The following is an 18,559-nucleotide window of genomic DNA, read 5'->3' as shown; positions in this document are numbered from 1 at the left end:
GGCCAGGGCCGCGTCGCACGCGGCCTTCGCGGCCGCCGCGTCGCCGACGTCGAGGCGCGCCAGCGCGGCGTTGGCCAGGATCGGCACGTCGCGCGGCGCCAGGCGCAGGGCTTCGTCGTGGAACACCCGGGCGTCGGCGTCGTCGCCCTTCTGGGCGGCGATCGAGCCGAGCAGGCTCCACAGGTGCGGCGCCTGGGGCGCGCCGGCCATCGCTTCGCGGACGATCGCCAGGGCCTCGTCGCAGCGGTCGAGGTCGCGCAGCACGGCCGCCAGGTCCTGGGCGTCGGCCAGGTCGCCGGGGCAGGCGGCGCGCACGCGGGCCAGCAGGTCGGCGGCCAGGGCCGGCTGGCCCATGCGCCGGGCCAGACGCGCCAGGTCGCGCACGCCGTCGGGATCGGCGGGGGCCAGCAGGTGGGCCTGCCGCAGGGCCTCGAAGGCCTGGGGCAGGGCGCCGGCACGCTCGCGCACCAGGCCGATCAGGCGCAGGGCCAGGCTTGCGCCCTCGGGCAGGGTGGCCGCCGCCAGGCTCTCGGCGCGGGCGAAGTCGCCGTCCGCCAGCGCATCCCCGGCCGCGACCAGGCGCTTGCGGGCCGCGGGGGGCGCCTCGTCCAGCCGCGCGGCGATGCGGTGCAGCGGCGACAGGGCGCGCGCGGCGGGGCGGGTCTTGAGCGCGGCGGTCATCGGCGGGCCTTGGCCAGAGGGAGGCGTCGCCGCGTTGAACGAGCCCGCGCCTTCAAATTGGTCGCTGTTTCCCCCTTTTCATCCTCGCTTCGATCCCCTATATCGGCCCGTTCACGAAGACATTTCGGCGGAGTGCGTCCACGCACGTCCGCTTTTCAACGCCCCGAGGCGCGATCAGCCGCCCTCCGATACGCGCGAAGGGGCGCCCGACAGGCTTCCGGTCCCGGTCGCCAGTCAGGGGAATTCCAGCGTCCAGCGCTTCCCGGCAAGGGGAGCGGCGAGGGTGGACGCGACGGACATTCGAACTCACGCGCGGAGTCCATCCGCGCCGCAGGGAAAAAACATGGCGCAATCCTTCACCGGCAAGAAGCGGATCCGGAAGTCGTTCGGCCGCATTCCCGAGGCTGTGCAGATGCCGAACCTCATCGAGGTTCAGCGCTCCTCCTACGAACAGTTCCTGCAGCGCGAGGTCCGTCCGGGCCAGCGTCGCGACGAGGGCGTCGAGGCGGTCTTCAAGTCGGTGTTCCCGATCAAGGACTTCAACGAGCGCGCCGTGCTCGAATACGTCTCGTACGAGTTCGAAGAGCCGAAGTACGACGTCGAGGAATGCATCCAGCGCGACATGACCTTCGCCGCGCCGCTGAAGGTCAAGCTGCGCCTGATCGTGTTCGAGACGGAAGAAGAAACCGGCGCCCGCTCGGTCAAGGACATCAAGGAGCAGGACGTCTACATGGGCGACATCCCGCTCATGACGGACAAGGGCACCTTCATCGTCAACGGCACCGAGCGCGTCATCGTCTCGCAGATGCACCGTTCGCCGGGCGTGTTCTTCGACCACGACAAGGGCAAGACCCACGCCTCGGGCAAGCTGCTGTTCGCCGCCCGCGTGATCCCGTACCGCGGCTCGTGGCTCGACTTCGAGTTCGACGCCAAGGACATCGTCTACGTCCGTATCGACCGTCGCCGTAAGCTGCCGGCCACGACCTTCCTCTATGCCCTGGGCATGGACGGCGAAGAGATCCTGACCACCTTCTACGACGTCGTTCCGTTCGAGAAGCGTTCGGGCGGCTGGGCCACCCCGTACAAGCCCGAGCGCTGGCGCGGCGTGAAGCCGGAAGTCGCCCTGATCGACGCCGACACCGGCGAAGAGGTCGCTCCGGCTGGCCAGAAGATCAGCGCCCGCAACGCCAAGAAGCTGGCCGACGGCGGTCTGAAGACCCTGCTGCTCGGTCCGGAAGCCCTGACCGGCCGCTATCTGGCCCGCGACGCCGTCAACTTCGAGACCGGCGAAATCTACGCCGAAGCCGGCGACGAGCTGGACGTCCCGACGATCCAGGCCCTGGCCGACCAAGGCTTCGACACCATCGACGTGCTCGACATCGACCACGTGACGGTCGGCGCCTACATGCGCAACACCCTGCGCGTGGACAAGAACGCCGTCCGTGAAGACGCGCTGTTCGACATCTACCGCGTCATGCGTCCGGGCGAGCCGCCGACGGTGGAAGCCGCCGAAGCGATGTTCAAGTCGCTGTTCTTCGACGCCGAGCGCTACGACCTGTCGTCGGTGGGCCGCGTGAAGATGAACATGCGCCTGGAGCAGGAAGTCTCGGACGAAGTCCGCGTCCTGCGCAAGGAAGACGTCCTGGCCGTCCTGAAACTGCTGGTCGGCCTGCGCGACGGCCGCGGCGAAATCGACGACATCGACAACCTCGGCAACCGCCGGGTGCGTTCGGTCGGCGAACTGCTGGAAAACCAATACCGCGTCGGCCTGCTCCGTATGGAACGGGCGATCAAGGAACGCATGTCGTCGGTCGATATCGACACCGTCATGCCGCACGACCTGATCAACGCGAAGCCCGCGGCCGCCGCGGTGCGTGAATTCTTCGGCTCCTCGCAGCTGTCGCAGTTCATGGACCAGACGAACCCGCTGTCGGAAATCACCCACAAGCGTCGTCTCTCGGCCCTCGGCCCGGGCGGTCTGACCCGTGAGCGCGCCGGCTTCGAAGTCCGCGACGTTCACCCGACCCACTACGGCCGGATCTGCCCGATCGAAACGCCGGAAGGTCCGAACATCGGTCTGATCAACAGCCTCGCGACCCACGCCCGCGTGAACAAGTACGGCTTCATCGAGAGCCCGTACCGTCGCGTGAAGGACGGCAAGCCGCAGGACGAAGTCGTCTACATGTCGGCGATGGAGGAATCCAAGCACGTCATCGCCCAGTCGAACATCAAGGTCGACAGCGGCGAGATCGTCGAAGAGCTGGTTCCGGGCCGCATCAACGGCGAACCGACCCTCCTGCAAAAGGAGACGGTGGACCTGATGGACGTGTCGCCGCGCCAAGTCGTGTCGGTGGCCGCCGCCCTGATCCCGTTCCTCGAAAACGACGACGCCAACCGCGCCCTCATGGGTTCTAACATGCAACGTCAGGCCGTGCCGCTGGTGCAGTCCGACGCTCCGCTGGTCGGCACCGGCATGGAAGCGGTCGTCGCCCGCGACTCGGGCGCCGTGGTCATCGCCAAGCGCACCGGCGTCGTCGAGCAGATCGACGGCACCCGTATCGTCGTGCGCGCCACCGAAGAGACCGATCCGGCCCGCTCGGGCGTCGACATCTACCGGATGTCGAAGTTCCAGCGCTCGAACCAGTCGACCTGCATCAACCAGCGTCCGCTGGTGAAGGTGGGCGACAAGATCAGCGCCGGCGACATCATCGCCGACGGTCCGTCGACGGAGCTGGGCGAACTGGCCCTGGGCCGCAACGCGCTCGTCGCGTTCATGCCSTGGAACGGCTACAACTTCGAAGAYTCSATCCTGATCTCCGAACGCATCGTCCGTGACGACGTCTTCACCTCGATCCACATCGAGGAATTCGAAGTCATGGCCCGCGACACGAAGCTTGGTCCGGAAGAAATCACCCGCGACATCCCGAACGTCGGCGAGGAAGCCCTGCGCAACCTCGACGAAGCCGGCATCGTGGCCATCGGCGCCGAAGTCCAGCCGGGCGACATCCTGGTCGGCAAGGTGACGCCGAAGGGCGAAAGCCCGATGACCCCGGAAGAGAAGCTGCTGCGCGCCATCTTCGGCGAGAAGGCTTCGGACGTCCGCGACACCAGCCTGCGCCTGCCCCCGGGCGTCGCCGGCACGATCGTCGACGTGCGCGTCTTCAACCGTCACGGCGTCGACAAGGACGAGCGCGCGCTCGCCATCGAACGCGCCGAGATCGACCGTCTGGGCAAGGACCGCGACGACGAGTTCGCGATCCTGAACCGCAACATCTCGGGCCGTCTGAAGGACCTGCTGATCGGCAAGGTCGCCCTGTCGGGTCCCAAGGGCCTGCAGCGCGGTGAAATCACCGCCGAAGGCCTGGCCGGCGTGGCTTCGGGCCTGTGGTGGCAGATCGCTCTCGAAGACGAGAAGGCGATGGGCGAACTGGAGTCGCTCCGCCGTCTGTTCGACGAGAACCGCAAGCGCCTCGACCGTCGTTTCGAAGACAAGGTCGACAAGCTGCAGCGCGGCGACGAACTGCCCCCGGGCGTCATGAAGATGGTCAAGGTCTTCGTCGCGGTGAAGCGCAAGCTGCAGCCGGGCGACAAGATGGCCGGCCGTCACGGCAACAAGGGCGTCATCTCGCGCATCCTGCCGATCGAGGACATGCCGTTCCTCGCCGACGGCACCCACGTGGACCTCGTGCTGAACCCGCTGGGCGTGCCTTCGCGCATGAACGTCGGTCAGATCTTCGAAACCCACCTGGGCTGGGCCTGCGCCAACCTCGGCAAGCAGATCACCGGTCTGCTCGAGGACTGGCAGCACGGCGGCCAGAAGGAAGCCCTGGTCGAGCGTCTGCGTGACGTCTACGGCCCGGACGAAGAGCTGCCGGACACCGAGGAAGACCTGGTCGAACTGGCCAAGAACCTGGGCAAGGGCGTTCCGATCGCCACCCCCGTGTTCGACGGCGCGCGCATGGAAGACATCGAGGACCACCTCGAGATGGCCGGCGTGAACCGTTCGGGTCAGTCGATCCTGTTCGACGGCACCACCGGCGAGCAGTTCAAGCGTCCGGTCACGGTCGGCTACATCTACATGCTGAAGCTGCACCACCTGGTCGACGACAAGATCCACGCCCGTTCGATCGGTCCGTACTCGCTGGTCACCCAGCAGCCGCTGGGCGGCAAGGCCCAGTTCGGCGGTCAGCGCTTCGGGGAAATGGAAGTGTGGGCTCTGGAAGCCTACGGCGCGGCCTACACCCTGCAGGAAATGCTGACGGTGAAGTCCGACGACGTGGCCGGCCGGACCAAGGTCTACGAGTCGATCGTCCGCGGCGACGACACGTTCGAAGCCGGTATCCCGGAAAGCTTCAACGTGCTGGTCAAGGAAATGCGCTCGCTCGGCCTGAACGTCGAGCTGGAGAACAGCTGATCCGGATCTCCCTCCTCCGCCGAGCCGGCGGGGGAGGGGCCCCTTTCAGCCTCTTCTCCACTTTGAATTTTCGCGGGTAGTCCCGCAGAAGGAACCAAGATGAACCAGGAAGTCCTGAACATCTTCAATCCGGTCCAGGCCACGCCGACCTTCGACCAGATCCGCATCTCGCTCGCTTCGCCGGAAAAGATCCGTTCGTGGTCGTTCGGCGAGATCAAGAAGCCCGAGACCATCAACTACCGCACGTTCAAGCCCGAGCGTGACGGCCTGTTCTGCGCCCGTATCTTTGGCCCGACCAAGGACTACGAATGCCTGTGCGGCAAGTACAAGCGCATGAAGTACAAGGGCATCATCTGCGAAAAGTGCGGCGTGGAAGTCACCCTCGCCCGCGTTCGCCGTGAGCGCATGGGCCACATCGAGCTGGCCTCGCCGGTCGCTCACATCTGGTTCCTGAAGTCGCTGCCCTCGCGCATCGCCATGATGCTCGACATGCCGCTGAAGGACATCGAACGCGTCCTGTACTTCGAATACTACATCGTCACCGAGCCGGGCCTGACCCCGCTGAAGCAGCACCAGCTGCTGAGCGAAGACGACTACATCCGCGCCCAGGACGAGTACGGCGACGACAGCTTCACCGCCGAGATCGGCGCCGAGGCCGTCCAGAACCTGCTGAAGGCCATCGACCTCGAAAAAGAGGCCGAGCGTCTGCGCGAGGAACTGGCCGGCACCGTGTCGGACATGAAGCAGAAGAAGTTCAGCAAGCGCCTGAAGATCCTGGAAGCCTTCCAGGAGTCGGGCAACCGTCCCGAATGGATGGTGCTGACGGTCGTTCCGGTCATCCCGCCGGAACTGCGTCCGCTGGTGCCGCTGGACGGCGGCCGCTTCGCGACGTCCGACCTGAACGACCTCTATCGCCGGGTCATCAACCGTAACAACCGTCTGAAGCGCCTGATCGAACTGCGCGCGCCCGACATCATCATCCGCAACGAGAAGCGGATGCTGCAGGAGTCGGTCGACGCCCTGTTCGACAACGGCCGTCGCGGTCGCGTCATCACGGGCGCCAACAAGCGCCCGCTGAAGTCGCTGGCCGACATGCTGAAGGGCAAGCAAGGCCGCTTCCGTCAGAACCTGCTCGGCAAGCGCGTCGACTACTCGGGTCGTTCGGTCATCGTCGTGGGTCCGGACCTGAAGCTGCACGAGTGCGGCCTGCCCAAGAAGATGGCTCTGGAGCTGTTCAAGCCGTTCATCTACGCGCGCCTGGACGCCAAGGGCCTGTCGGGCACCGTCAAGCAGTCCAAGCGCATGGTCGAGCGCGAGCAGCCCCAGGTGTGGGACATCCTCGAAGAGGTGATCCGCGAGCACCCGGTCCTGCTGAATCGCGCCCCGACGCTTCACCGTCTGGGCATCCAGGCGTTCGAACCGAAGCTGATCGAGGGCAAGGCCATCCAGCTGCACCCGCTGGTCTGTGCCGCGTTCAACGCCGACTTTGACGGCGACCAGATGGCCGTGCACGTCCCGCTGAGCCTGGAAGCTCAGCTGGAAGCGCGCGTCCTGATGATGTCGACCAACAACATCCTGTCGCCCGCCAACGGTCGCCCGATCATCGTGCCGTCGCAGGACATCGTCCTGGGTCTGTACTACCTGTCGGTCGCTCGCGAAGGCGAGCCGGGTGAAGGCAAGATCTTCGCCGACCTGGGCGAAATCGAAGCCGCCATGGACGCCGGCGTCGTGTCGCTGCACGCCAAGATCAAGTCGCGCTTCACCGAAATGGACGCCGATGGCGTGGCTCGCCGCCGCGTGATCGACACCACGCCGGGCCGTATGAAGATCGCCGCCCTGCTGCCGCGCCACCCCGCGATCGGTCACCGACTGATCGAGAAGGCGCTGACCAAGAAGGAAATCGGCAACCTGATCGACGTCGTCTACCGCCACTGCGGTCAGAAGGCGACGGTGATCTTCGCCGACCAGGTCATGGGCCTGGGCTTCAAGGAAGCCGCCAAGGCCGGCATCTCGTTCGGCAAGGACGACATCATCATTCCGAAGCGCAAGGAAGCGATCGTCGCCGAGACGCGCGCCCTGGCCGAGGAATATGAACAACAGTACGCCGACGGCCTGATCACCAAGGGTGAGAAGTACAACAAGGTCGTTGACGCCTGGGCCAAGGCCACCGATCGCGTCGCCGACGAGATGATGGCCGAGCTTCAGACGAAGCATAAGGACGAGAACGGCCGCGAGAAGGAAATCAACGCCATCTACATGATGGCCCACTCCGGCGCCCGTGGTTCGCAAGCCCAGATGAAGCAGCTGGGCGGCATGCGCGGCCTGATGGCCAAGCCCTCCGGTGAGATCATCGAGACCCCGATCGTCTCGAACTTCAAGGAAGGCCTGACCGTTCAGGAGTACTTCAACTCCACCCACGGCGCCCGTAAGGGTCTGGCCGACACCGCGCTGAAGACCGCCAACTCGGGTTATCTGACCCGTCGTCTGGTCGACGTCGCGCAGGACTGCATCATCGTCGAGGAAGACTGCGGCACCACGAAGGGCATCACCCTTCACGCCGTGGTCGAAGGCGGCGACGTGCTGGTCTCGCTGGGCACCCGCGTCCTGGGCCGCTTCACGGCCGAGGACGTCAAGGATCCGTCGACGGGCGAACTGGTCGCTCCGGCCGACACCTACATTGACGAGAACATGGCCGACGCCATCGAGGCGGCGGCTGTCCAGTCGGTGAAGGTCCGCTCGGTCCTGACCTGCGAAGCCAAGATCGGCGTCTGCGGCGCCTGCTACGGCCGCGACCTGGCCCGCGGCACCCCGGTCAACATCGGTGAAGCTGTCGGCGTCATCGCCGCCCAGTCGATCGGTGAGCCGGGCACGCAGCTGACTATGCGTACGTTCCACATCGGTGGTACGGCGCAGGTGGCCGAGCAGTCGTTCTTCGAAAGCAGCAACGACGGTGTCGTCCGCGTCAGCGGCGCGACCGTCACCGCTTCGGACGGCGCCCTGGTCGTGATGAGCCGCAACACCTCGGTGAGCGTGCTGGTCGACGGCAAGGAACGCGAGAACTACAAGCCGCCGTACGGCGCGCGCCTGAAGGTGAAGGACGGCGACACGGTCAAGCGCGGTCAGCGCCTGGCCGACTGGGACCCCTACACCACGCCGATCATCACCGAAGTCGGCGGCCGCATCCGCGCCGAAGACCTGGTGGACGGCTTCTCGGTCCGCGAAGAAGTCGACGAAGCGACGGGCATCGCCCAGCGCGTCATCGCCGACTGGCGTGCGTCGGCCCGCGGTTCGGACCTGCGTCCGGCCATGGGTGTGCTGGCCGAGGACGGCTCGTACAAGCGTCTGTCGAACGGCGGCGAGGCTCGCTACCTCCTGTCGGTCGGCGCCATTCTCTCGGTGGCCGACGGCGACGAAGTGAAGCCGGGTGAAGTCATCGCCCGTATCCCGACCGAAGGCGCCAAGACCCGGGACATCACCGGTGGTCTGCCGCGCGTCGCCGAACTCTTCGAAGCCCGCCGTCCGAAGGACTGCGCGGTCATCGCGGAAATGGACGGCCGTGTCGAATTCGGCAAGGATTACAAGAACAAGCGCCGGATCAAGATCACTCCGGACGTCGACGCCGACGGCAACCAGCCCGAAGCGGTCGAGTTCCTGATCCCGAAGGGCAAGCACATCGCGGTGCATGATGGCGACTACATCACGCGCGGCGAGTACATCATCGACGGCAACCCGGATCCGCACGACATCCTGCGCATCCTGGGCGTCGAGGCCCTGGCCAACTTCCTCGTCGACGAGATCCAGGAGGTCTATCGACTGCAGGGCGTGCCGATCAACGACAAGCACATCGAGACGATCGTTCGTCAGATGCTGCAGAAGGTCGAGATCATCGAGCCCGGCGACACCGGCCTCATCAAGGGCGACCACCTTGATAAGCCGGAGTTCGACAAGGAACAGGACAAGGCGATCGCCCGCGGCGGCCGTCCGGCTGTGACCCAGCCGGTGCTGCTCGGCATCACCAAGGCCTCGCTGCAGACCAAGAGCTTCATCTCGGCCGCGTCGTTCCAGGAAACGACCCGCGTCCTGACCGAAGCCTCGGTGCACGGCAAGACCGACACCCTGGAAGGCCTGAAGGAAAACGTCATCGTGGGTCGCCTGATTCCCGCTGGTACGGGTTCCTACCTGCGCAGCCTGCAGCGCGTCGCCGCCAAGCGCGACGAGCAGCTGGCCGCTCAGCGCGAAGAAGCGATGGAGCCGCTGCCGGCGGAAATCGCGCTCTCGGACGCCGAATAGGCGTCCGAGACAGGCTGGAAACCTGGATGCCGATAGGCATCCAGGGCGGACGCCGAGTAATCGGCGGCTGACGACCTTACAGGTTGTGCTAGACAAGGAGCGGTTGGGGAAACCCGGCCGCTCTTTTGTTTTGTGCGGTCGCCGGGGGCGGCCGGATGTCGGGGGACGTCCATGCTTCGCAGCATCTCGATGGCGGCGGTCGCGGCCGTCCTGTGCTTGGCCGCCTGCGCGCCGGAGATCCCGCCGGACCCCAAGCCCTCTGACGGCTTCACCGGCGCCGAGAAGGCGGCGGTCGACGAGGTGTTCTCGATCATCTCCGCCACCTTCCCCGAGCCCCAGGAGGTGCTGTTCCGCGACCCCCTGGTCAGCGACGTCGAAGGGGAGGGACGGTTCGTCTGCCTGGATGCGGCCATGCCGGGCGATCGCTGGACGGGCTTCGTCGCCACCAAGGCCCAGAACGAAGAGGCCTATCACGTGGTCCGGGAGAAGGACGCCCTGTCGCCCAAGGCCAGGCCGCAGTGCCGGGCGCTGGTGCTCAAGTATCTGGGGGAGCAGGACGTCGACTGGTACGACGCCGAGGTCGCCTACAACAAGGCCGGCTGCGCCCACCTGGACACCGCCTACTGGGAAGCCTGGAAGCTGGCCTGCAACGGCAAGATCACCCGGCCCGCCAAGACGCCGAAGCCCGCCGCCTAGATTTGGCAACCTTCGGTGGAAATGTGACGTATTGTAAAAAGACTCTCGTTATTTCAGCGCGTTAAATGAAATTTCAGCCGGGCGGGCTGAAAAGGAGTGCAAATTCCTTCCTCTCGCCCGGACCCCATGCGCTCGGACATCTCCACCAAGGTCAGCCTGACCATCGCCGCCGCTTTCGCCGTTCTGCTGGCCGGGCTGCTCGCCGTGGTCGCCTGGAGCTCGCTCGGCTTCGCCAAACGCCAGGCCGTGGCCCAGCAGGAAACCAGCATGCGCGTGGCCTGGGACGTCATCGGCCGCCAGGGCCAGGCGTTCCGCCGCGAGGGCGACCAGCTGCTGATCGGCGATCATGCGCTGAACGGCGACCTGGCCGGCGTCGACCGCGTCAAGGCCCTGGCCGGGGGCGTGGCCACCGTGTTCGCCGGCGACAAGCGCATCAGCACCAACGTCGAAAAGCCGGACGGCTCGCGCGCCGTCGGCACCAGCCTGGCCCAGGGCCCGGTCTATGACGCGGTGCTCGGCCGCGGCGAGCCCTATCGCGGCGAGACCAAGATCCTCAAGCGCGACTATTTCGTCGCCTACGACCCGATCAAGGACGCTTCGGGCCAGGTGATCGGCGTGATGTTCGTGGGCGTGCCCAAGGCCGACTATTTCGGTCCCGTCTATCGCCAGCTGGCCTGGCTTGGCGTGGCCGGCGTGCTGCTGGGCATGGCCGGCGGCGTCGCCTCGGTGCTGACCGTCCGCCGCCAGCTGGCGCCGCTGAAGACCCTGCGCGAGGCCATGGCGCGCCTGATGAAGGGCGACCTGAACGTCGCCCTGCCGTTCGCCGGCCGCCGCGACGACATCGGCCTGATGGCCGACGCCGTGCACGCCTTCCGTGACGACGCCGAGGCCAAGCGCCGCATCGAGGCCGACGCCGCCAGCCAGCGCGACCAGGCCGAGGCCGACCGCGCCGCCGCCCAGGCCCGCGACGCTCGTTCGGCGCGCGAGCAGAGCCAGGTGGTCGACAGCCTGGCCCAGGGCCTGGGCCGCCTGTCGAACGGCGACCTGACGGTCCGCCTCGACCAGCCCTTCGCCCACGACTACGAGGGCCTGCGCAGCGACTTCAACCAGGCCGTCGAGCGCCTGGAAGCGGCGATGAGCTCGGTGGTCGACGCGGTCGGCGCCCTCAACGCCGGCGCGGGCAGCATCGCCGACGCCTCGTCCGACATCTCCGACCGCACCGAGCAGCAGGCCGCCAGCCTGGAAGAAACGGCCGCGGCCCTGGAAGAGATCACCGTCACCGTCCGCCGCACGGCCGAAGGCGCCCGCGGCGCGCACATGGCCGTGCGCGAGGCCCAGACCGAAGCGGGCCGTTCGCGCAGCGTGGTCGACGAGACCATCGCCGCCATCGGCGGGGTCGAGGCCTCGTCGCACCAGGTGGGCCAGATCGTCGGCGTGATCGACGAGATCGCCTTCCAGACCAACCTGCTGGCCCTGAACGCGGGCGTCGAGGCGGCTCGCGCCGGCGACGCCGGCAAGGGCTTCGCGGTCGTGGCGCAGGAAGTGCGGGCGCTCGCCCAGCGCTCGGCCGAAGCGGCCAAGGAGATCAAGGTCCACATCGCCGACAGCGCCCGCCAGGTCGAGGCCGGCGTGAAGCTGGTCGGCCGCACGGGCGAGGCCCTGCAGAAGATCGTCGCCCAGGTCGAGGCCATCGACGGCATCGTCAGCCAGATCGCGGCCGGCGCGCAGGAGCAGTCGGTCGGCCTGTCGCAGGTCAACACCGCCGTGAACCAGATGGACCAGGGCGCCCAGCGCAACGCGGCCCTGATCAGCCGCTCGGCCGGCGACAGCCGCAACCTGGTGACCGCCGCCGACGAACTGTCGGGCATGGTGGCGCGCTTCCGCACCTCGCAGGCGGCCGCGCCGGGCCTGCGCCGCGCAGGCTGAGGGCAGGGGGCGTCAAGCTTCACTGTGAGCTTGACGCAAGACTGGGTCTCGCCTTGAGTGCATGGCGCTGACGGGTGTCGTCACGCGTGTGCTTGGGGGCGAGCGTTGCTTGGGAAATTCGGGGCCGCGGCCCTTCTGTCGATCCTTTCGGTTCAGGCCGCGGGGGCGCAGGGGGCGGCGCCCGCTTCGGCGTTCGGGCGGCTGCCGGCCGTGCAGGACGCGGCCATGTCGCCGGCCGGCGACCAACTGGCCATCATGGGCGGGGGCCCCGTGGCCCGCACGGTTCGCTTCGCCACCATCGACAAGCCCGGAGAGGCGCTGCTGGGCCTGGGCGACATCCAGACCATGGACGTGCGCTGGGTCGGCGAGAACTACGCCCTCGTCCGCGCCGCCTATTGGCAGAGCACCGGGCCGCGCAACGCCTACCGGTTMGAGCGCAACATCGTCGTCGACAACAAGGGCAAGGTGATCAGCCAGCTGCTGGAGGGCGACAGCCCTTCGGTCTACGCGCTGAGCCAGCCGGTGCTGGGCGTGGTCGACGGCGAGAAGCCCAAGGCGCTGGTGCTGGGCCTCGAGGAGCTGGTCGACAACGGCGAGGGCAATCTCAACACCCGCCTGGTCCGCAAGGGCGTGGTCAATCCGCTGGTCTGGACGCTCTGGCGGGTGGACGTGGTCAGGGGGCGCGGCAACATCGCCGAGCGCGGCACGCCCGACACCAAGACCTGGAGCGTCGACGCCACGGGCGAGGCGCGCGTGCGGATCGACGAGGACGCCCTCAATCACAAGACCACGCTTTACGGCCGGGCCAAGGGCGAGAAGATCTTCAAGCTGCTGGCCAGGCTCGACGGCGACACCGGCTACATGGGCTATTCCGACACCGAGGACGCGGCCTACGTCGTCGAGACCGCCGCCGACGGCGCCTCGCAGGTCGTGCGCCGGCGCCTGGCGGGCGGCGCGGCCGAGCCGGTGGGCAAGCCGGTCAGGAACCTCGATGTCGGCATGCTTTGGGACCAGAACCTGACCACCCCGGCGGCCATCGTCTCGGGCGGCGAGCGGCCGACCTACGAATGGCTGGATCCCCAGCTGGCCGGCGTCCACGGCTCGCTGTCGCGACTGTTCAAGGGGCGCGACGTGCTGCTGACCGGCTGGTCGAAGGACCGCACCCGGTTCGTCCTGCGGGTGACGGCGCCGGACCAGCCGGCCGTCTGGCATCTGTACGACAAGGCCCGCAAGGAGATCTCGCCCCTGGGCGAGGAGTATCCCGAGCTGAAGGACCAGCCGATGGGGCAGACCCGCTGGCTGACCTACAAGGCCCGCGACGGCCTGGAGATCCCGGCCTATCTGACCCTGCCGCCGGGCGCGCCGGCGAGCGGCGGCAAGCTGCCCCTGGTGGTGCTGCCGCACGGCGGTCCGGCCGCGCGCGACCGCTTCGACTTCGACTGGTGGGTCCAGTTCCTGGCCTCGCGCGGCTATGCCGTGCTGCAGCCGCAGTACCGGGGCTCGGCCGGCTTCGGCGACGCCTTCCAGAAGGCCGGCGAGCGCGAGTGGGGCGCCAAGATCCAGGCCGACCTGCTGGACGGGATCGCCAGCCTGGGGGCGGAGGGGGTGATCGATCCGGCCAGGGTCTGCATCGCCGGCGCCAGCTTCGGCGGCTATTCGGCCCTGGCCGGTGCGACCCTGAACCCCGACGCCTATCGCTGCGCGGTGTCGGTCAACGGCGTGGCCGACCTGCCCCAGATGCTGAGCGAGACGGTGACGGCCTACGGCCAGGAATCGAACTCGTTCCGCTACTGGCGCAGCGTCATCGGCTCGACCGCCAACGACCCGACGGCCCTGACCTCGATCTCGCCGGCCCGGCGGGTGACCAAGGCCACCCCGCCGGTGCTGCTGGTCTGGGGCGAGCGCGACACCACCGTGCTGCCCGCCCAGTCCGAGCGGATGCGCGACTCGTTGCGGGCCGCCGGCCGTCCGGTCGAGACCGTGGTGCTGGAGAAGGACGACCACTACCTGTCCAGCTCCGCGGCCCGCACCCGGATGCTGGAGGCGACCGAGCAGTTCCTGGCCAAGCACCTGCCGGTGAAGCCGTAGGGAAGGGCGCTAGTCCTTCTTCGCCTTCTTCTGCTTCATCTCCAGCAGGCGCAGCTGCTGCTGGGTGGCGTCGCGCTGGCGGCCCAGGCCGTCCTGCTCCAGGCCGCCGACCATCGGGATGTCCTTGCCGCGGCCGGGGCCGTCGCGGCTGCGATGGTCGACGCCGGGGCCCATGGGCGCGTCGCGATAGGCGCGCTCGGCCTCCTGGCGCAGCGCCTGCATGTCGAGGTCGCGGCGTTTTCCGGCCTCGATGGGGGCGGCGTATTCGGGCGCCTTGCGGGCGGCCTCGCCCCAGCGCTCGTCGCAGCGTTCCCGCTCACGCCGGTTGAGGCCGACGGCGCGGTCGTTGGCGCAGCCCGTGCTGCTGCCGCGCAGGGCGCTCTTGAGGTCGCCGCCGGGCTGGGCGGCGGGCAGGGGAGCCGGATGGCTGGCCGACCCGCGATCGCGCGCCCCGGCCGAGGGGGCGGCCACGAAGGGGGAGGGGGCGATTCCCGACGGCGCCGGGCGTCGCGCCTCCCGTGGAATCGGCTGGGCGGCGGCTGCCGCCGGCGCGGCTTCGGCGGCTTCCCGAGGCGTCTCGCGAGGGGTCTGGGTCATCAGTTCGATGGTCACGGTCGAGACCGTGTCCTGGTCGGGGAACACCGCCCGCACGGGCAGGGCCAGCCAGGCCAGCACCGCCATGTGCACGACCGCCGATCCGCCCGCCACCGCCCAGAACCGCTTGTCGGGCTTGGCTTCGGCGGGGCGATCCAGCAGAAGGGTTATCGACCGCGCGGCGGCTTCGACCACGAAGAACTCGACGACAAGGGAGGGTTGCAGGTCCAGGCTGGCGATCGCTGATGGCGAAAGCGTGGCCGTCTCGCTGGGCGAGTAAACGTCCCATTAACCGACGCAGAAGGCGACGATTGACGTGGAGCGCCTTCGCGAGTAGGTTCCGCGCTCTTTTCGAGGTGGGTCTTGCGCCCGTCCTGATGAGCGTCCGTCCCTTAACCGACGGCAGGCCCGCCGGAACGCTTTTCGCGTCCCGGCGAGTTTCGTGTTTATCGGGTCTCCAATCGGAGCCTTGAAGCCGGAAAGAACAACGACAAGGACCCTGAAGCGCTTCGGCCGAAAGGCACACGCTTCCATCAGAGCAGAGACTTAATGCCTACCGTCAACCAGCTCATCCGCAAGCCGCGCTCTCCGAAGCCGGTCCGGAACAAGGTGCCCGCCCTGAAGGGCTGCCCCCAACGTCGCGGCGTCTGCACCCGCGTCTACACGACGACCCCGAAGAAGCCGAACTCGGCTCTGCGTAAGGTCGCCAAGGTCCGTCTGACCACCGGCATCGAAGCCGTGTGCTACATCCCGGGCGAAGGCCACAACCTGCAGGAGCACTCGGTGGTGCTCATCCGCGGCGGCCGCGTCAAGGACTTGCCCGGCGTTCGCTATCACATCCTGCGCGGCGTCCTCGACACCCAAGGTGTCAAGGATCGTAAGCAGCGTCGTTCGCTCTACGGCGCCAAGCGTCCGAAGTAAGGAAGAAGAAGAATGTCCCGCCGCCGTCGCGCCGAGAAGCGTCAAGTCCTGCCGGACCCCAAGTTTGGGGATCTGGTCGTCACGAAGTTCATGAACTACGTGATGTACGAAGGCAAAAAAGCCGTTGCCGAAAACATCATCTACGGCGCCTTCGACATCCTGGAAGCCAAGCGCAAGGACCAAGGTCCGCTTGAAACCTTCCACTCCGCCCTGGACAACGTCGCCCCGGCGATCGAAGTCCGTTCGCGCCGCGTCGGCGGCGCCACGTACCAAGTGCCGGTTGAAGTCCGTCCGGACCGTCGCCGCGCCCTGGCCATCCGTTGGCTGGTGACCGCCGCTCGCAAGCGCGGTGAAAACACCATGACCGAAAAGCTGGCTGGTGAGCTGCTCGACGCTTCGAACAACCGCGGCACCGCCGTGAAGAAGCGCGAAGACACCCACAAGATGGCTGAAGCCAACCGGGCCTTCTCGCACTACCGCTGGTAAGCTTTCTTACCAGCACCCTTTCAGGCGCGGGCGGTTTGCKATAAACCGCCCGCGCCGCACGTTTAAATCCCGGTCGTGTCCGTCAGGGCCGCCCCGTTTCGCAGAGCGATCGCTATGCCCCGCACGCATAAAATCGAAGACTACCGCAACTTCGGCATCATGGCCCACATCGACGCGGGCAAGACGACGACGACCGAGCGGATCCTGTATTACACCGGTAAGTCGCACAAGATCGGTGAAGTCCACGATGGCGCCGCCACCATGGACTGGATGGAGCAGGAGCAAGAGCGCGGCATCACCATCACGTCGGCCGCGACGACCGCTTTCTGGAACGACAAGCGCCTCAACATCATCGACACCCCCGGGCACGTCGACTTCACCATCGAAGTCGAGCGCAGCCTGCGCGTCCTCGACGGCGCCGTGACGGTGCTGGACGGCAACGCCGGCGTCGAGCCGCAGACCGAAACCGTCTGGCGCCAGGCCGACAAGTACAAGGTTCCGCGGATCGTGTTCGTCAACAAGATGGACAAGATCGGCGCCGACTTCGACAAGTCGGTCGAGTCGATCCGCGACCGCCTCGGCGCCAAGGCCGTGCCGATCCAATTCCCGATCGGTTCGGAAAGCGCCCTGAAGGGCCTGGTGGACCTGGTCCGCATGAAGGCCGTGGTCTGGGACAACGACGGCCTGGGCGCCTCGTACCGCGACGAAGAAATCCCGGCTGACCTGCTGGACAAGGCCGTGGAAGCCCGCGCCTACCTGGTCGAGAACGCCGTCGAGCTCRATGACGACGCGATGGAAGCCTATCTGGGCGGCGAAGAGCCCTCGGAAGAAACCATCAAGAAGTGCATCCGCAAGGCCGTGCTGACCGGCGCCTTCTACCCGATCCTCTGCGGCTCGGCCTTCAAGAACAAGGGCGTGCAGCCCCTGCTCGACGCCGTCGTCGACTACCTGCCGTCGCCGGTGGACATCCCGCCGACCAAGGGCATCGACTTCAAGACCGAAGAAGAGATCACCCGCAAGGCCTCGGACGAAGAGCCGCTGTCGGTTCTGGCGTTCAAGATCATGGACGACCCCTTCGTCGGTTCGCTGACCTTCTGCCGCATCTACTCGGGCAAGATGGAAACCGGCATGAGCCTGCTGAACTCGACGCGCGACAAGCGCGAGCGGGTCGGCCGCATGCTGCTCATGCACTCCAACAACCGTGAAGACATCAAGGAAGCCTACGCCGGCGACATCGTCGCCCTGGCCGGCCTCAAGGAAACCCGCACGGGCGACACCCTGTGCGATCCGCTGAAGTCGCCGGTGATCCTGGAGCGCATGGAATTCCCGGCCCCGGTTATCGAAATCGCCGTCGAGCCCAAGTCGAAGGCCGACCAGGAAAAGCTGGGCGTCGCCCTGCAGAAGCTGGCCGCCGAAGACCCGTCCTTCACCGTCTCGACCGACCACGAGTCGGGCCAGACGATTCTGAAGGGCATGGGCGAGCTGCACCTCGACATCAAGATCGACATCCTGAAGCGCACCTACAAGGTCGAAGCCAACATCGGCGCGCCGCAGGTGGCCTACCGTGAATCGCTGGGCCGTAAGGTCGACATCGACTACACGCACAAGAAGCAGACCGGTGGTACGGGCCAGTTCGCCCGCGTCATGATCACCTTCGAACCGGGCGAGCCGGGTTCGGGCTTCGTGTTCGAGTCGGCCATCGTCGGCGGCGCCGTGCCGAAGGAATACATCCCGGGCGTCCAGAAGGGCCTGGAATCGGTCAAGGACAACGGCCTGCTGGCCGGCTTCCCGCTGATCGACTTCAAGGCGACCCTGACCGACGGCAAGTTCCACGACGTCGACTCGTCGGTCCTGGCCTTCGAAATCGCCTCGCGCGCCGCCTTCAAGGAACTGCGCGAGAAGGGCAACCCGAAGCTGCTCGAGCCGATCATGAAGGTCGAGGTCGTGACCCCGGAAGAGTACCTGGGTTCGGTCATCGGCGACCTGAACAGCCGTCGCGGCATGATCCAGGGCCAAGACATGCGCGGTAACGCGACTGTCGTGAACGCCTTCGTTCCGCTGGCCAACATGTTCGGCTACGTGAACGCCCTGCGCGGCATGTCGCAAGGCCGCGCCCAGTTCAGCATGGTCTACGACCACTACGATCCGGTGCCGCAACACGTCGCCGACGAAGTGATCAAGAAGTACGCCTAAGCCTTTCCTCGCGGAAAAGCCTAGACGCCGGAATGGGAAGGGGCTCTATGGGCCCCTTCCGACCAACCCCAGACGTCCAACCGTTTTGATAAAGGCCCCTCTGGGGTCCTGGAGCTAAGAAGATGGCCAAGGAAAAGTTCGAACGCACTAAGCCGCACTGCAACATCGGCACCATCGGTCACGTTGACCATGGCAAGACGACGCTGACGGCCGCGATCACGATCACGCTGGCGAAGTCGGGCGGCGCGACCGCCAAGAACTACGCCGACA

General features: G+C 67.0%; 10 protein-coding genes and 1 pseudogene. 9 read left to right on the top strand and 2 right to left on the bottom strand.

Features of this window, described 5'->3' with window-relative positions:
- Positions 1 to 681: pseudogene (locus AC1DCG_RS22765) on the bottom strand (hypothetical protein); the annotation flags it as partial.
- A 343-nt stretch (positions 682 to 1,024) separates the two neighbouring features.
- Between AC1DCG_RS22765 and rpoB the strand changes: the two are divergent.
- The 5 genes from rpoB (at position 1,025) to AC1DCG_RS22740 (ending at position 14,095) form a co-directional block, all read left to right on the top strand.
- Entirely contained in the window at positions 1,025 to 5,095 is a 4,071-nt protein-coding gene (rpoB, locus tag AC1DCG_RS22760) for a DNA-directed RNA polymerase subunit beta (RefSeq protein ID WP_165262968.1), read from the top strand.
- A gap of 99 nt (positions 5,096 to 5,194) precedes the next feature.
- Positions 5,195 to 9,385, top strand: coding sequence for a DNA-directed RNA polymerase subunit beta' (gene rpoC / locus AC1DCG_RS22755; RefSeq protein WP_477037119.1), 4,191 nt, complete (start codon positions 5,195 to 5,197; stop codon positions 9,383 to 9,385).
- 171 nt (positions 9,386 to 9,556) lie between these two features.
- On the top strand, positions 9,557 to 10,081 hold the full coding sequence (locus AC1DCG_RS22750) for a hypothetical protein (RefSeq protein ID WP_477037118.1): 525 nt from the start codon (positions 9,557 to 9,559) through the stop codon (positions 10,079 to 10,081).
- 126 nt (positions 10,082 to 10,207) lie between these two features.
- Positions 10,208 to 12,007 carry a methyl-accepting chemotaxis protein gene (locus tag AC1DCG_RS22745; RefSeq protein ID WP_477041687.1) on the top strand — a complete coding sequence of 600 codons (1,800 nt, stop codon included), beginning with the start codon at positions 10,208 to 10,210 and terminating at the stop codon, positions 12,005 to 12,007.
- Positions 12,008 to 12,112: 105 nt separating this feature from the next.
- On the top strand, positions 12,113 to 14,095 hold the full coding sequence (locus AC1DCG_RS22740) for an alpha/beta hydrolase family protein (RefSeq protein WP_477041686.1): 1,983 nt from the start codon (positions 12,113 to 12,115) through the stop codon (positions 14,093 to 14,095).
- Between the two features lie 9 nt (positions 14,096 to 14,104).
- Here AC1DCG_RS22740 and AC1DCG_RS22735 read toward each other — a convergent pair whose 3' ends face one another.
- Complete coding sequence (locus AC1DCG_RS22735; RefSeq protein WP_477030880.1) at positions 14,105 to 14,884, bottom strand: hypothetical protein; 780 nt, start codon at positions 14,882 to 14,884, stop codon at positions 14,105 to 14,107.
- Positions 14,885 to 15,238: 354 nt separating this feature from the next.
- Here AC1DCG_RS22735 and rpsL point away from each other — a divergent pair, with 354 nt between their 5' ends.
- The 4 genes from rpsL to AC1DCG_RS22715 form a co-directional block, all read left to right on the top strand.
- Positions 15,239 to 15,610, top strand: a complete 372-nt coding sequence (gene rpsL, locus AC1DCG_RS22730; protein WP_058350131.1) for a 30S ribosomal protein S12 — start codon at positions 15,239 to 15,241, stop codon at positions 15,608 to 15,610.
- Between the two features lie 12 nt (positions 15,611 to 15,622).
- Positions 15,623 to 16,096 (top strand): 30S ribosomal protein S7, encoded by a 474-nt coding sequence (rpsG, locus tag AC1DCG_RS22725; protein WP_004624018.1) that lies wholly within the window; start codon positions 15,623 to 15,625, stop codon positions 16,094 to 16,096.
- A gap of 114 nt (positions 16,097 to 16,210) precedes the next feature.
- Positions 16,211 to 18,289 carry an elongation factor G gene (fusA, locus tag AC1DCG_RS22720; RefSeq protein WP_477041685.1) on the top strand — a complete coding sequence of 693 codons (2,079 nt, stop codon included), beginning with the start codon at positions 16,211 to 16,213 and terminating at the stop codon, positions 18,287 to 18,289.
- 122 nt (positions 18,290 to 18,411) lie between these two features.
- Positions 18,412 to 18,559, top strand: a 148-nt coding sequence (locus tag AC1DCG_RS22715; protein ID WP_477028999.1) for a GTP-binding protein, incomplete at its 3' end; no start/stop codon positions are given.

The organism is Caulobacter sp. 10L414, from assembly GCF_056395525.1.
Note: the sequence above shows the minus strand (reverse complement) of the source record. Positions and strands in the feature narration are given on the sequence as shown.